This window comes from Glaciibacter sp. 2TAF33 (genome assembly GCF_052114945.1).
Classification (GTDB): domain Bacteria; phylum Actinomycetota; class Actinomycetes; order Actinomycetales; family Microbacteriaceae; genus Cryobacterium.
Genome location: NZ_JBFRFS010000001.1, coordinates 201,380 through 215,550, shown reverse-complemented (window position 1 = coordinate 215,550; position 14,171 = coordinate 201,380). Strand labels below are relative to the sequence as shown.

The window sequence follows — 14,171 nt, the reverse complement described above, 5'->3', positions numbered from 1 at the left end:
CCCGGAACTCGTGCCAATCAGGCTAGAACAATCCGGGCGGCTACGCGAGGATTTCTCGGACCCGGCTCACATCGTCGGCGATCTGCACGACCAGGGGGTCAATACCGGTGAACGCGACCATGCCGCGGATGCGCTCGACGAACGCGACGTCCACCACGTGCCCGTAGAGGTCGATGTCCTGGTCGAGCACGTAGGCCTCGACCTGTTTCTGCGGCACGCCTTCGAACGTCGGGTTGTTGCCCACCGAGATGGCGGCCGGGTAGCGGGTAGAGGCATCCGTCAGCCACCCGGCGTAGACGCCGTCCTCGGGGATCAGCCCCTGCGTTTTCGGCGACAGGTTCGCGGTCGGGTAGCCGAGCTCCCTTCCCCTGGCCGCCCCGTGCACCACCGTGCCGCGCACGGTCGGAAGGTGGCCGAGCAGCCGGGTGGCCGCCCGGATGTCGCCGCCGGCGAGGAGCTCCCGGATCCAGGTGGACGAGACCCGGCGCGAGTTGTCCGGCGTCACATCGTCGATCAGCCGCACCTCGTAGCCGTATCCGGCGCCGAGTTCGCGAAGCAGGTCGACGTCTCCCGCACCGCGGAAGCCGAAGCGGAAATCCCGTCCGACCAGCACGTAGCGGGCGTGCAGCGCATTCACGATGAACGTCTCCACGAACTCCTCCGGCGGCAGTGAGGAGAGCGCCCGGTCGAACGCGAGCACGAGGGTCGCGTCGACCCCTGTCCCGGCCAGCAGGTCGAGTTTCTGCTCGATGCTCACCAGCGACGTCGGGCAGTCCTCCGGTGAGAGCAGGGCCAGCGGGTGGCGGTCGAACGTGACCACGACGGATGCGAGGCCGTCGCGCTCTGCGATCGCCTTCAGCTCGGAGATGACGGCTCGGTGACCGGCGTGCACACCGTCGAACTTGCCGATCGTGATCGCGGAGGCCGGCCAGTCGGCGGGGACATCGGCTACACCGTGCAGGATTCTCATGCAGTTGCCGCCCTGTCTTCGGCGGCCGTCCGGGCGCGCGCGGGCAGCGGATGCTTCGCGAGCCACCACATGCCGAGGACCGGGAGCACCAACGGGATGAACAGGTAGCCGCGGCCGTACACCGACCAGACGGTGTCGTGCGGGAACAGGCCGGGGTCGACCAGGCTGAGGGTGCCGACAACCAGCACACCGAGCATCTCGAAGCCGATGGTGACCCAGGCCACCCGGTACCAGGCGCCGCCGCGCATGACCAGGGCGACGGTGGCCAGGATGTAGACCACGGCGGCCAGCGCGGACAGCGTGTACGCCAGGGGCGCCTCGTGGAACTTGGTGGCGATCTGGACGAACGACCGCCCGGTCGCGGCGAGCGCGAGCACGCCGTACACCGCGATCAAGAGTCGGCCGATACCGGTTACCCGCCGGGCAGGAGTGGCCGGGGCGGAGTCGTTGTCCCTGTGCAGTTCAGTCATCGCTCAGCAATTATCGCAGCATTCGGGAGCGCGGAATCGACCGGCGGGATCGACCGGCGTCGGTCACGCGCCCTGCACCGTCCAGATCTGCAGCATCCGGTACAGCATGATGCCGACCGACAGGCAGACGACCCCGAGGATCACAGTGCTCCATCGGCTGCGTTCCACCAGCGCCCAGAAGCCGGCGGCGACCGGCAGCAGTACTGCGCTGACCAGGTAGACCCAGAATTCGAGGAGGCTGCCGGTCGGACGGTTGCCGGCCAACGGGGCGACGATCGCAACCACGAACTGCGCGATCAGCAGCACCTCGACCAGGGCGGTGGCCCCCATGGTCAGGTCGTTGGGCTTGCGACCGGCCAGCCCCAGGCCGAGGCACAGCAGCCCCGCGGCGCCTGCGACGGCGAGCTGCACCCAGGTGAACCACTCGATCATGCCGTGTGGCCCGTGCCGTTCTCGTTGCTCGTGCTGCCCTCGTCGCTCGGGAAGTTCACCAGTGTCTTGGCCTGGTTGCCGCGTAACTCCACCAGTCCGACCAGCCGGCCGTCCGGCGCGATCGCGGCCACCGGTCCGTTCACGGCCGGGGCAGGCCCTGGTTTCGCCGAGGAGTCTGGACTGAAGGAGTCGGGGGCGACAGAGCCTGGGGCGACGGAGCCTGGGGCGACGTCGATCCGCTTGCCGTGGCCGAGGTCGATGGCCTGCTGTGCGCTGAGCTCCAGCCGCGGGAAGAGCCGCGAGGCCGCTTCGGCCGGCCCGATCAGCGCGGATGCGACATCCAGCGCCTCGAGTCCGGTCGCCGCATCGACGCCGAACGGCCCGATCCGGGTGCGCCGCAGGGCGGTGAGGTGCCCGCCGACGCCGAGCGCGTCGCCGAGGTCGCGGGCCAGGGCGCGAATGTAGGTGCCCGAGGAGCACACCACTCGAACGCGCAGGTCAAGGAACCCGTCGGCCGGGTCCGCGCCGAGCATCTCGAATTCGCTCACCGTCACCGGCCGGGCGGCCAGTTGCACGTCTTCGCCGGCCCGCACCCGCGCGTAGGCGCGCTTGCCGTCCACCTTGATCGCGCTCACGGCGCTTGGTCGCTGGGAGATGTCGCCGGTCAGCGCGTGAATGCCCGCCGCGATGGCCTCCGGCGTGATCGAGGCAACGGATGCCGGCACGGCACGGTCCAGCACATCGCCCTCCGCGTCATCCGTTGTGGTCGATGCGCCCAGCCGGATGGTGGCGAGGTACTCCTTGTCGAGGCCGACGACCCACGTGAGGAGGCGGGTGGAGCTGTTGATGCCGAGAATGAGGAGGCCGGTCGCCATCGGGTCGAGCGTGCCGGCATGGCCGACCTTGCGGGTGCCGGCCAGGCGCCGGGTGCGGGCGACGGCGTCGTGGCTGGTCCAGCCCTGGGCCTTGTCGATCAGGACCAGGCCGGATGCGGTCCCGCTCACGCGGGCGTCCCCGGCGCTGCTCGCACTGGGGCGCGGCCGGCCGCGCCCAGCACGACATCGAGCTTGGTGCGGAAGGCGACGCGCATGAGTTCGCCGGCGTCCTCATCCTCCTCGAAGATGTCGGGCAGCCGAATGGCGAGCAGTGTGTTCAGCAGCATGCCGTGGGCGAGGAAGTCCCGGGTCTGCTCGGGGTCGAAGCCGGCTTCATCGCGCAGGATCCGGTAGATCGACAGGAACCCGGCGCGGGCGTGGGCACCCACCACCGGGTCGTGGCCGGTGATGAAGGCCTGCATCAGCGAGAGCAGGATGCCGCGGTCCTCGATCAGGTCGACGTAGGCGAGGCCGAGGCGTTGGGAGAGGATCTCGGCGCCCTCGGCGCCGTGTGGGCGCGGTTCGGCGATGACGGCGCGGAAACTGGTGACGAGAGTTCCGAGTGCGCGTTCGATCACCTCGAGGAACAGGTTCTCCTTGGTGCCGAACATCCGCACCACGTAGGGCTGGCTGATGCCGGCCGCCTGGGCGACCTGGTCGGTCGTGGCCCCGGAGTAGCCTCGCTCGCCGAAGACACGGCTGGCGGCGGCGAGGATCTGCTCGCGACGCTCTGCGGCCGGGATGCGCTCGGGGCCGGGAACTTTCTCGGCGATGTGCTCACTCACACTTGACAGGTTATCAGTTGATTACTAGCGTCTTGTAATCATTCGATTACAACCCGTGGGAAGTTGATTGTCATGAGCATCGTGTCCCGCCGCCGTATCACTGTGTGGCTCGCCGTCGTCGCCGCCTCGCTGCCGATGTTCATGGCCACCCTCGACAACCTCGTGGTCACCAGCGCCCTGCCGGTGATCGCGCGCGACCTCTCCGCCTCGATCGAGGAACTGCAATGGGTGGTGAACGCGTATGCGCTGAGTTTCGCCACCTTCATGCTGATGGCCGTCGCCCTCGGTGACCGGTTCGGGCGCCGCCGCGTCTTCCTCGGCGGCATCGTGATCTTCACCGCGGCATCCGCTCTCTGCGCCGTCGCGGTCGAGCCGTGGATGCTGATCGGCGCCCGTGCGGTGCAGGGTGTCGGTGCCGCAGCGCTGATGCCGCTCTCGCTCACACTGCTGGTCGGTTCGGTCTCCGACCGACTGCGCCCGGCCGCGATCGGGATCTGGGGCGGTATTTCCGGGCTCGGCGTCGCGCTCGGCCCGCTGATCGGCGGAGCCGTGGTGCAGGGCTGGAACTGGCAGGCGATCTTCTGGCTGAACGTGCCGCTCGGGATCATCTCGGTGCCGCTGGTGCTGGCGGCCCTGCCGAACAGCTTCGGGGCGCGGGTGCGGGCCGACTTGGTCGGGCTGCTCCTGGCCGGTATCGGGGTCCTCGGCCTGGTCTACGGAATCGTGCGCGGCAACGATGCCGGGTGGGACAGCGCAGAGGTGCTCGGCGCCCTCGTCGGTGGCGGCGTTCTGCTGGTGCTGTTCGTGTTGTGGGAGCACCGGGTGGCGGCGCCGTTGCTGCCGCTGCGGCTGTTCCACGACCGCAGCTTCACGGTGGCCAACCTGGTCGGTGTCACGTTCAGCTTCGGCATCTTCGGCGCGGTGTTCATCCTGATCCAGTTCCTGCAGATCGTGCAGGGGCACACCCCGCTCGAGGCCGGTGTGATGACCATGCCGTGGACCCTCGCCCCGATGATCGTCGCCCCGCTCACCGGGCTGCTCAGCCCGCGCACCGGAACCCGGCTGCCGATCGTGGTGGGCCTCACGTTCCTGGCGGCGTCGATGGCGTGGATCGCCCTGACCATGTCGGCCACCATCGCCTACACCGAACTGGTGGCGCCGTTCATCCTGGCCGGGGTCGGCATGGGCCTGGTGTTCGCGCCGAGCTCCACGGCGGTGCTGGCGAACATGGTGCAGAACGACCACGCCAAGGCGTCCGGTACCAACTCCACACTCCGGGAGATCGGCGTGGCGCTCGGGGTGGCGGTGCTCACCGCCGTGTTCAGCGGCGCCGGCGGCCAGCTCACCCCCACCGGGTACGTGCACGCGGCGATCCCCGCGGTGTTCACCGCGGCCGGGGTGCTGGGCGCAGCGGCACTCATCGCCCTGGCGCTTCCGTCCGGCCGGCGGGCCGTGTTGGATGCGCCCGGCGCCTCCCGTGAGCGACGCGAGCGGGAGCCGTCCGCCGCCTAGGCTGGGGCAATGCGAATTGCGGTCATCGGAGCCGGCGCCCTCGGTGGCACCTTTGCCACCCTCCTGGCCCGGACCGGACACGATGTCACGGTGACCGCACGCGGAGCCGGGCTGGAGGCGATCCGAACCGGAGGCATCCGCCTGGGCGGTGGTTTCGGTGACGCGCACGCGCAGCCGGCCGCGCTGGAACGCCTGGCCGAGCGGCCGGAGCTGACGCTCGTCTGCACCAAGGCGCAGGATGCCGCGGCCGCGATCGGCGCGAACGCGTCGGTGGTCGACGGGTCGCCGGTGATCGTGGTGCAGAACGGGCTGGATGGCGTGCGCACGGCGGCGGAATTGCTGCCCGGATCGGACTGCTTCGGCGCGCTGTCGATCATCGCCGCCAACTACACCGAGCCGGGTGTCGTGCGGGTGACCACGGCCGCCCCGACCTACATCGGTCGGGGATCCGGTCCGGCCGACGCCGCGACCAGGCACTGGCAGGGCGTGCTCGACGTCGCGGTTCCGATGATCGCCATCGACAATTTCGTGGGCGCGCAGTGGACCAAGCTGATCGTGAACATGCTCAACGCCGTGCCGGCCATCACCGGGCTCAGCGTGCAGGACGTTGTCGACGATGCGGCCCTCCGCCGAGTGATGACGGCGAGCATGCGGGAAGCGGTGCGGGTCGGCGTCGCCCGCGGCGTGCGATTCGGGTCGCTGCAGGCGCTCGGCGACCGGCGCCTGCGCGCCTTCGCGCGGCTGCCCGCGTCGGTGGGACAGGTGCTCCCGATGATGATGCGCCGGCGGATGGGCAACGTGCCCAATCTCGGGTCGACGCTGCAGAGCATCCGTCGCGGGCAACCGACCGAGGTCGACTACCTGAACGGCGCGATCGTGCGGGAGGCCGCGCTGGCCGGTGTGCCCGCGCCGGTGAATGCGATGCTCACCGCGCTGGTTCACGACGTCGAGGCCAGCGGAGTGCTGGCGCCGGCCGACGTGGTGGCGCGGTTCGAGGCGCTCTAAGCCGCGGGGCGCGGCGGCGTCGGTGGTGCGCAGCGGCGGCGGCGGCGCGCGGCGGCGGCGCGGCGCGGCGCGGCTTCACACGGGCGTGCGGGCCGGCCGAATTGCTTCGCGCTGACGTTTCTGCCACGCGCGGCGGGCAGGCCATCAGCGCGTGGCAGAAACCTCAGCGCGTGGCAGGAACCTCAGCGCGAGCGGACGCCGGGGCGGGCCGCCGGCTCGGTGCCCCAGCGACGGATGCGCCTCAGCAGCTGTCGAAGAAGCGACGTTGCGGGTGGGAGGCATCCGTATCGTCGATCACGGCGGACGCCAGCCGGCTGGGCCGCACCTCCGCCCGGTAGAGCTCGTCGGCCGGGGTTTCAGCGCCTCCGTCGAGCAGTACGGTGTACGACCACCGGCCCAGCAGTTCCGGCCGCAGGATGAAGTCCCCGTCGATGACCAGGATGGCATCCGGTGGGGCGGTGAGCCAGGTCGGCTGGATCCAGGCATCACGTTCAGGGTCGAATTCGCGGGTGACGAAACCGGTGCTGCCGCCCAGCCGGAACGGTCCGACCAGGACGCGGTCGAGCGCCGAGTAGTCGTCGCGGTGCCGGTAGTCACGCTCAGCGGTCTCCGGCCCGAATTTCGCCTGCTCGACCCGGGAACGCTGGAAGTAGCGCATGGATGCCCGGAAGACCGGATGATCACGCTCCTCGAAGACCGCGGCGAGGTCGTCGGCGAACGCCGCCCGCCCTGACTCTTCAGTTCCGTCGACCGCGACGATCGCCCGCCCGCGGCCGTAGTTGTGCAGGATCTCCGTGGCGATCCCGCGGAGGAACTCGGTTCGAGGCGTTGTCACGAGCTTCATGATTCGAGCCTACGCTCCCGCGCTTGTCGTTCCGGTGGCGGCCCCGCCGTGCCACGCTGGAGGCATGGACCTGGAAGTTTCGCGCGCCCTGACGATTCCCGCGTCGGAACTCGGGTGGCGGTTCTCGCGCTCGTCCGGCCCGGGCGGCCAGCATGTCAACACGTCGGACAGCCGGGTTGAGCTCTCCTGGAACGTCGGCGAATCGCCCGCCCTCAGCGACAGCCAGCGGCAGCGCCTGGAAGGCCGGCTCGCCCGGCGACTGGTCGGCGGCGTGCTCACCGTGACCGCGTCGGAACGTCGTTCCCAGCTCCGCAACCGCGAGATCGCCCTGTCCAAGCTCGCCGGCATCGTCGCCGGAGCCCTGGCTCCCGACGCTGCACCGCGGCGACGCACCAACCCGACACTCGGGTCGAAGCTTCGCCGGCTTGCCGCGAAGGAGCAACGGTCCGCCACCAAGCGGCAACGCCGGCGCCCCGCCCCCGAGTAGCTCGCCGCACCCGCCCGCTCAGCGGATGATGCCCAGCTTCCGGGCCGCCGACACGGCCGCGGTGCGGGACGACACGTCGAGCTTCGAGAAGATGTGCACCAGGTGCGACTTCACCGTCGTCTCCGACAGGAACAGCATCGTGGCGATCCTGGCATTGGAGTTGCCCGCGGCCACCAGGCCCAGGACCTCGATCTCACGACGGCTCAGGCTGATCTGCGGGGCGTTGCGCCGTTCGGTCAGCCGCCCGGCGATCACCGGCGCCAGCGCACTCTCCCCTGACGCCGCCGCCCGGACTGCGGCGACGAGTTCGTGCGGCGGCGCGTCCTTGAGCAGGTACCCGCTGGCCCCGGCTTCGACGGCACCGAGGATGTCGCCGTCGGTGTCGTAGTTCGTGAGCACCAGGACGTAGGGCGGGGCGTCGAGTGAGCGGATGCGCCTGGTCGCCTCGACACCGGTGGCCCCAGACCCGAATTGCAGGTCCATCAACACCAGGTCGGGGTTCTCACGCTCGACGGCGGCGATGGCATCCGCTGCGGTGGAGACGTCAGCCACCACGATGAGCCCGGGCTCCATGTCGAACAACGCCCGAATCCCGGCCCTGACCACGGGATGGTCGTCGGCGATCACGAGTCGGATCACGGCGCGCCCACCCCCAATACGACGATGAGGCGAGTTCCGCGGCCGGGGCCGGTGTCGATCTCCAGGGTGCCGCCCAGCTGGTCGACGCGTTCCCGGGTCGCGATGAGCCCGAACGAGTCAGATCCCCCAGAACTGCGTTCCGCCGACGCTGCGACCGGGTCGAAGCCGATCCCGTCGTCGGTGATGATGAGCCGCACGCTCTCCTCGTCACGCTCGATCGAGATCACCGCCTGCTGGGCCTGGGCGTGCTGGACCACGTTCCCCATCGCACCCTGGCAGATCCGAAGCAGAGCGGTCTGGAGGTACATGGGCAGATCCACCGTGTCCGGCACGCGCACGTCGACGGCGACGCTTCGTCGCCACTGCACCTCCGAGAGCCGCTCCAGGGCGGCTCCGATGCCCTGGTCGACCAGGGCCGCGGGCGCCAGTTCACGGATGAATCGGCGTGTGTCGGCCAGGTTGGCTGCGGCGGTCTCCCTGGCCAGTCGGACGTGCTCGATGCCGGGCCGGGCCGGATCGGCCCGTTCCGCGGCGTGCAGCAGCATCTGGATGCTCGAGAGGCCTTGCGCCACGGTGTCGTGGATCTCCCTGGCCAGCCTGGCACGCTCGGCCAGCACGCCCGACTCGTGCTCTGTCGCGGCCAGCCTCCCCTGGGTGGCGATGAGTTCCTGCAGCAGCCGTTCCCGTTCGGCCGCCTCCCGGGCCAGCGACCGGTAGCCGAGGCCGATCACGATGGCCACGCCTGCTCCGACCATTGGCCCGACGACTCCGCCGATGGTCCATCCGGCGTGGAGGCCCAGCGCCAGAACCGACATCGCGGTGGTGAGGAGCACCGCGACCGTTCCCCACCAGCGCGGCAGGAGGTGGATGTAGAGGAAGAACAGCGGGAAGACCAGGTAGGCGCCTTCCGGAATGAGCCAGAGGATCAGCACCCACTCCAGCGAGAGCGCCAGCAGCCACAGGTAAGCGACCGTTGGGCTGTCGCGGTGCCGCCCGGCGTAGCCACCGACCCCGTACGTCACGAGGAAGACCACAGACAGCGCGACGACCGTACCGCTCCACGGTGTCGCGGTGATGACGCCACGCGCGACGACAAGCGCGGTGAGGGCACCGACGAGGACGTGGAGAGCGGTGCGGAGGCCCGTGAAGACAGGAGTGAGCGCGGTGTGGGCCATGCCTACCGACACTACGTGACCCCGCGCCAGCGCCCATCAATCGAAAGTTCGAAGGCGGCCCGGCGGGGGCTTGAATTGGCTCGCTGACGCGAGCAGACTGACCGGCGTTCCTCGCCGCCATTCGACGAGTGGACCGACCCGATCGCACATCCTGGAACGAGGAGGCTCTCTGATGCCGAATGTTGTCGACTATTTCGAGGTGGGTTCCCCAGACCCCGGTGCGGCCCGGGCGTTCTATTCCGGCATGTTCGACTGGGAGGTCGGCGCACCCTCGCCCGCCCAGTACAGCATGGTCAACGGCGACGCCGGCGGCCTGTGGGACACCACCGAGATCGGCGGGGCGAACTGGGCCATCTTCTACGTGCACGTCGACGACGTGCACCAGGCGATCGCCGACGCCACGCGACTGGGCGGCACGGTCGTTCTTCCCTTCGTCGACAACGGCAGGATCGAGTTCGCGCACCTGCTCGACCCATTCGGCAACCGGTTCGGCGTGTGGCGCCCCAAAACCCCCTGACACCGCCGTGGCCGAGGGGCACGAGCCACCCCCGCCACCACCCCCGCCACCACCCCGCCACCGGGCGGTCACGACAGCGTAGGCACGACAGCGTAGGTTGGACGGAATGAACAGCGCCACCACGCCTGCCGGCGATACCCGCGCGGCCGCAGAGCACAACAGCGATCACGCCGTTCGCAGCGACACGATCGCCCGCCCGGTCAACGCCTGGTTCCACCAGAACGCCCGCGACCTGCCGTGGCGCCGCAGCGGGTTCAGCGCCTGGGGCACCCTGGTGAGCGAGTTCATGCTGCAGCAGACGCCGGTGAACCGCGTGATCCCGATGCTTGAGCGGTGGCTCATCCGCTGGCCGACTCCGGCCGCCCTGGCGGCCGAGCCCCCGAGCGAAGCGGTGCGAGCCTGGGCGACCCTCGGCTATCCGCGCCGCGCGCTCTGGTTGCACGCGGCGGCAGTGGAGATCACCGAGCGACACGGCGGAACCATACCCGACGACGTCGACGCACTTCTCGCCCTGACCGGGATCGGCGACTACACCGCGCGCGCGGTGGCGGCCTTCGCATACGGCCACCGGCATCCGGTGGTGGACACCAACACCCGGCGGGTCATGGCACGGGCCGTCGGCGGCCAGGGCGAGCCGTCGCCGCCCAGCCGCACCCGCGACCTCGCCGCGATGGAAGCCCTGCTGCCCGATGACCGCGGTGAGGCCGCCGCGTTCAATGCCGGCATCATGGAGCTCGGCGCGGTGGTCTGCACGGCGAAGTCACCCCGTTGCGACGCATGCCCGATCCGGAATGCGTGCGCCTGGCGACGAGCCGGTTACCCGGTCTACGACGGGCCACGGAAGGCCGTGCAGAAGAAATACGAGGGCAGCGACCGGCAGGTGCGGGGCCTGATCATGGCCGAGTTGCGCTCCACGCACCGGCCGGTGACGGATGCCGAACTCGCGTCGGTCTGGCCGGATGCGGCCCAACGGGACCGCGCCCTGGCCGGCCTGGTCGTTGACGGCCTCGCCGTGCCGGCGGCGCACGGCGGCTACACGCTCCCCACCTAGCGATGTGTATGCCGAGTTGCCCGAATCGGCTGGGTTCCAGCACGGTGGACAGCAGATCTGGGCGACTCGGCGGTGACGCAGATGCCTCGGCTCAGCCCAGCCCGACCAGCTGGTACGCCTCCACCGGTTCGTCGCGTCCCTTCACCTGCAGCCGGCCGAGCGGCTCCGCACGCGCCCCGCCCAGCTCGGCGAGGGTATCCGCACTCACAGCCACGCCGCCGACCGGCGCCAGCCCCTCCAGCCGGGAGGCGACGTTCACCACATCGCCGATCGCCGTATAGGTGCGGCCGCCGCCCGTGCCCAGGATCCCGACCGAGGCCACGCCGGTGTTGATGCCGGCGCGGAACCGCGGCCAGTCCGGGTGCGCCGCAGCGACGGCGGCCGTCGCCGTTTGCAGCGCGAGGGCCGCTCCTGCCGCGCGCCTGGCGTGGTCTGGCTGGTCGCCCCGGGTGTTGAACGTCACCATCACCGCGTCGCCGACGATCCGGTCGATGACGCCGCCGAACCGTTGCACCACGGGCGGGATGGCCTCGTTGAAGTAGGTATTGAGCATGCCGGTGACCTGTTCCGGCGGGTGCTTCTCCGAGAAGCCGGTGAAATTCTGCAGGTCAGCGAACACCACCGAGATCGCCCGCTCGCCGGCGGCCGTCTCCGGCCGGTACAACCCGGCCCAGCGCTCTTCCCGCCAGGAGCGCTGTGCCGAGACGGCGATCAACACGAACGCGGCGAGCATCAACAGGTGCCACTCCCACCAGGACGCATGCCAGTTGCGGCCCCAGATGATGGCGATCTCGGCTTCGGCGAGCAATGTGAACGCCGCTGCCATGGCGAGCGGCAGCGCGGACGCCGGGTGCCGCGGCATCGTCAGGTAGCGGTAGACGGCGAAGGCGTAGAGCAGCAGGCCGGCGAGTGCGGGGATGGCCAGCGGACCCGACGCCCGCTCCGCGACCGGGGCGGTCGCAAACGGTCCGAGGAGAAGCAGCGACGCGACGGCCCACAGCGCCATCAGGGCCACCAGTCCCCCGAGCAGCCATGCCGCACGGCGCACGACCGCCCTGGCTTGCTTCTCGCTGAGTGGCAGGCTCGACGCCGCGGCGAAGACGGCGGCGACCAGGAGCCCGGCGGGGGTGGCGAGCACGAAACCGGGGTTCGGGGTGGGCAGCAGCACCTGGGGCGTGGCGAGCGCGTGCAGGGCGAGGAATCCCGCGGCGGAGAGGAAGGAGAGTGAGACCAGGACCAGCCGCGCGTCACCGCGGAGCCGGGCCGCCGACCCGGTCGCCCAGGCCAGGACCGCATTGATTCCGCCGATGGCCAGCACCAGCCAGAAATGCGACGGGTGGTGCTCCCAGGTGCCGTCGAAGTTCGGCTGCACGATCAGCAGCACGAAACCGGCCAGCGGGGCCAGGAGCAGCAGCACGGTCCAGCCGAACCGCCGCGCCGGGATTCCGGCGGCACGGGGCCCGGTTCCGTCCACCGGGCTGCCAGCCGGGGTGGCGTGGGTCATCATAGGCTCCGTTCCGTCGCGCCGTGCCCGGCCGCGCGTTCGCCCGCCGCCTTGCCGGCGGCGCCCCGCGCGAGGAAGCCGTGCACAGCGGACACCACGACCGAGCCCTCACCGACCGCGGACGCCACCCGTTTCACCGACCCGCGCCGCACGTCGCCGACCGCGAATACGCCGGGGACGGACGTTTCGAGGGCATCAGGCATCCGCTCGTCCGACCAGGCCGCGCCTGCCTCACTGACGACGTCCGCCCCGGTGAGAACATAGCCCCACTTGTCGCGCAGCAGCTGCGGGGGCAACCAGGCAGTGTGCGGGGAGGCGCCGATCAGCAGGAACAGGGCGTCACTGGCGACCCGCGTCTCTGTGCCGCTGAGGCGGTCGCGCACGACCAGGTGATCGAGCCGCTCGGCTCCCCCGCCGCCGATCACCTCGGCACCGGTCTCGACGTGCACGCCGGCGGCGTCGAGCTGGTCGATGAGGTAGCTCGACATGCTCTCGGCCAGGGTCGCACCGCGCACCAGCAGCGTCACCGACGACGCGTACCTGGCCAGGTGCAGGGCCGCCTGGCCCGCCGAGTTGCCGCCGCCGACCACATGCACGGCCTTTCCTGCCTGCGCCTTCGCTTCGACAACGGATGCCCCGTAGAAGACCGCCGCGCCTGCGAACGGCTCGAGGGCCGGCACGTCAAGCCGCCGGTAGTCGACCCCGACCGCGATGACCACCGAGCGCGCCCGCAGCTGCTCCGGCGGACGGGAGGCACCCGAACCACTCGCGACGGTCAGACGGCATCCGTCGCCGTCCACCTCGAGCCCGACCACTTCGCGGGAATGCGCGAACCCGGCCCCGAACACCCATGCCTGCTGGTAGGCGCGCTGGGCGAGCTCCGACCCGGAGATCCCGCGCGAGAAGCCCAGGTAGTTGCGGATCAGCGAACTCGATCCGGCCTGGCCGCCGATCGCCTCGCGTTCGACCACCCAGGCGGTGAGGCCCTCCGACGCGGCGTAGACGGCCGCGGCGAGACCAGCGGGGCCGGCCCCGACGATGGCGACGTCCACCTCGGTGTTGTCGGGGAGGCTGGTGCTCAGCCCGTACGAAGCGGCGAGATCGGCATTGCTGGGATCGGACAGCACCCGGCCGTCGATCAGTCGCACCAGCGGCACGCCGGTGTAGCTCACCCCCGAGCCGGCCAGCAGGGCGCGGCCCTCCGCTGACCCGGGTGCGACGTATCCGTGCGGCACCCCTCCGCGCGCGAGCAGGCTCCGTAGTTCGTGGGTGCGCGGCTGGTCGTCATCGCCGATCACCGTCACCTCACGCGGCCGTTCGTTGACCGAACGCTCGAATTCGAGCAGAAATTCGGTCACGGTGCGGTGGAAGTACTCGTCCGGCGAGTGCCACGGCCGGATCACGTAGTAGTCGATCTGGCCGGTGGCCATCAGTTCGAGTACCACCGCCGTCGTGGATCGCTCCGCCCAGGAGCCCCACTCGATGACCAGGCCGCGACGGAGGTCGGGGAAACGGCGCCGCGCCTCGGTGAACAGCGTCTCGCCGGTGAATTCCGCTACGCCGACTGCCGAGTCGTCCGCCAGCAACAGCGCCACCCGTCCACCCTGGGCCGACGCCTCGGCGAGGGCGGTACGTGCCTCATCGGCACCCGGGGTCGCAACCACCCGATAGTCGAGGGTGTAGCGGCGCTCGAGTTCGCGCAGCACCGCATCCCTGGCCGGCTCATCTGACAGGGCGAGCAGGATGATCGGCAGCTGCCGCCTGGCTGCACCGGCATCGACGGCAGGGCTGTTCTCACTCATGAACTCTCCATTCCTGGATGAGCCGGCTGGGGTGTGAGGGCGACGGGGCGTGCGGGGCGCTTCGATGCGAGGGCTTCGATGCGAGGGCAGCGGGCCGTCAGGG

The 14,171-nt window shown here is 70.5% G+C and carries 15 protein-coding genes; 5 read left to right on the top strand and 10 right to left on the bottom strand.

The window, feature by feature from the left end:
• Positions 1 to 40: 40 nt before the first annotated feature.
• The 5 genes from AB4Y94_RS01090 to AB4Y94_RS01070 all read right to left on the bottom strand — a co-directional run bounded on the left by AB4Y94_RS01090 (position 41) and on the right by AB4Y94_RS01070 (position 3,532).
• Positions 41 to 970: a bifunctional riboflavin kinase/FAD synthetase gene (locus tag AB4Y94_RS01090; RefSeq protein WP_441723903.1), complete on the bottom strand. Its 930-nt coding sequence runs from the start codon at positions 968 to 970 to the stop codon at positions 41 to 43.
• The gene (locus tag AB4Y94_RS01085; protein WP_441723902.1) at positions 967 to 1,440 is read right to left on the bottom strand and encodes a hypothetical protein; all 474 of its coding nucleotides are present in this window, start codon (positions 1,438 to 1,440) and stop codon (positions 967 to 969) included. Before AB4Y94_RS01085 ends, AB4Y94_RS01090 begins: the two co-directional genes overlap by 4 nt.
• A 63-nt stretch (positions 1,441 to 1,503) precedes the next feature.
• Entirely contained in the window at positions 1,504 to 1,872 is a 369-nt protein-coding gene (locus AB4Y94_RS01080; protein WP_441723900.1) for a hypothetical protein, read from the bottom strand.
• Positions 1,869 to 2,876, bottom strand: a complete 1,008-nt coding sequence (truB, locus tag AB4Y94_RS01075; RefSeq protein WP_441723898.1) for a tRNA pseudouridine(55) synthase TruB — start codon at positions 2,874 to 2,876, stop codon at positions 1,869 to 1,871. The genes AB4Y94_RS01080 and truB overlap by 4 nt, the downstream gene beginning before the upstream one ends.
• Positions 2,873 to 3,532 carry a TetR/AcrR family transcriptional regulator gene (locus tag AB4Y94_RS01070; RefSeq protein ID WP_441723896.1) on the bottom strand — a complete coding sequence of 220 codons (660 nt, stop codon included), beginning with the start codon at positions 3,530 to 3,532 and terminating at the stop codon, positions 2,873 to 2,875. Before AB4Y94_RS01070 ends, truB begins: the two co-directional genes overlap by 4 nt.
• Before the next feature lie 72 nt (positions 3,533 to 3,604).
• On the opposite strand from AB4Y94_RS01070, the gene AB4Y94_RS01065 reads away from it, so the two are divergent.
• On the top strand, positions 3,605 to 5,044 hold the full coding sequence (locus AB4Y94_RS01065) for an MFS transporter (protein WP_441723894.1): 1,440 nt from the start codon (positions 3,605 to 3,607) through the stop codon (positions 5,042 to 5,044).
• 9 nt (positions 5,045 to 5,053) lie between these two features.
• The gene (locus tag AB4Y94_RS01060) at positions 5,054 to 6,049 is read left to right on the top strand and encodes a ketopantoate reductase family protein (protein WP_441723892.1); all 996 of its coding nucleotides are present in this window, start codon (positions 5,054 to 5,056) and stop codon (positions 6,047 to 6,049) included.
• Between the two features lie 241 nt (positions 6,050 to 6,290).
• Here the strand turns inward: AB4Y94_RS01060 and AB4Y94_RS01055 are convergent, their stop codons facing one another.
• Complete coding sequence (locus AB4Y94_RS01055) at positions 6,291 to 6,893, bottom strand: hypothetical protein (protein WP_441723890.1); 603 nt, start codon at positions 6,891 to 6,893, stop codon at positions 6,291 to 6,293.
• A gap of 64 nt (positions 6,894 to 6,957) precedes the next feature.
• On the opposite strand from AB4Y94_RS01055, the gene arfB reads away from it, so the two are divergent.
• A complete protein-coding gene (gene arfB, locus AB4Y94_RS01050; protein ID WP_441723888.1) occupies positions 6,958 to 7,380 on the top strand; it encodes an alternative ribosome rescue aminoacyl-tRNA hydrolase ArfB in 423 nt (140 codons plus the stop codon).
• A gap of 18 nt (positions 7,381 to 7,398) precedes the next feature.
• Here the strand turns inward: arfB and AB4Y94_RS01045 are convergent, their stop codons facing one another.
• Together AB4Y94_RS01045 and AB4Y94_RS01040 are read right to left on the bottom strand one after the other, a co-directional pair.
• A complete protein-coding gene (locus tag AB4Y94_RS01045) occupies positions 7,399 to 8,019 on the bottom strand; it encodes a response regulator (RefSeq protein ID WP_441723886.1) in 621 nt (206 codons plus the stop codon).
• Positions 8,016 to 9,194: a sensor histidine kinase gene (locus tag AB4Y94_RS01040; RefSeq protein ID WP_441723884.1), complete on the bottom strand. Its 1,179-nt coding sequence runs from the start codon at positions 9,192 to 9,194 to the stop codon at positions 8,016 to 8,018. The genes AB4Y94_RS01045 and AB4Y94_RS01040 overlap by 4 nt, the downstream gene beginning before the upstream one ends.
• 172 nt (positions 9,195 to 9,366) lie before the next feature.
• On the opposite strand from AB4Y94_RS01040, the gene AB4Y94_RS01035 reads away from it, so the two are divergent.
• Both AB4Y94_RS01035 and AB4Y94_RS01030 read left to right on the top strand, forming a co-directional pair.
• Complete coding sequence (locus tag AB4Y94_RS01035) at positions 9,367 to 9,711, top strand: VOC family protein (RefSeq protein ID WP_441723882.1); 345 nt, start codon at positions 9,367 to 9,369, stop codon at positions 9,709 to 9,711.
• Between the two features lie 106 nt (positions 9,712 to 9,817).
• Positions 9,818 to 10,762, top strand: a complete 945-nt coding sequence (locus tag AB4Y94_RS01030) for an A/G-specific adenine glycosylase (protein ID WP_441723880.1) — start codon at positions 9,818 to 9,820, stop codon at positions 10,760 to 10,762.
• Positions 10,763 to 10,853: 91 nt separating this feature from the next.
• On the opposite strand, the gene AB4Y94_RS01025 is transcribed toward AB4Y94_RS01030, so the two are convergent.
• Both AB4Y94_RS01025 and AB4Y94_RS01020 read right to left on the bottom strand, forming a co-directional pair.
• Positions 10,854 to 12,266: an adenylate/guanylate cyclase domain-containing protein gene (locus tag AB4Y94_RS01025; protein WP_441723878.1), complete on the bottom strand. Its 1,413-nt coding sequence runs from the start codon at positions 12,264 to 12,266 to the stop codon at positions 10,854 to 10,856.
• Entirely contained in the window at positions 12,266 to 14,068 is a 1,803-nt protein-coding gene (locus tag AB4Y94_RS01020) for an FAD-dependent oxidoreductase (RefSeq protein WP_441723876.1), read from the bottom strand. The genes AB4Y94_RS01025 and AB4Y94_RS01020 overlap by 1 nt, the downstream gene beginning before the upstream one ends.
• Between the last annotated feature and the right edge of the window lie 103 nt (positions 14,069 to 14,171).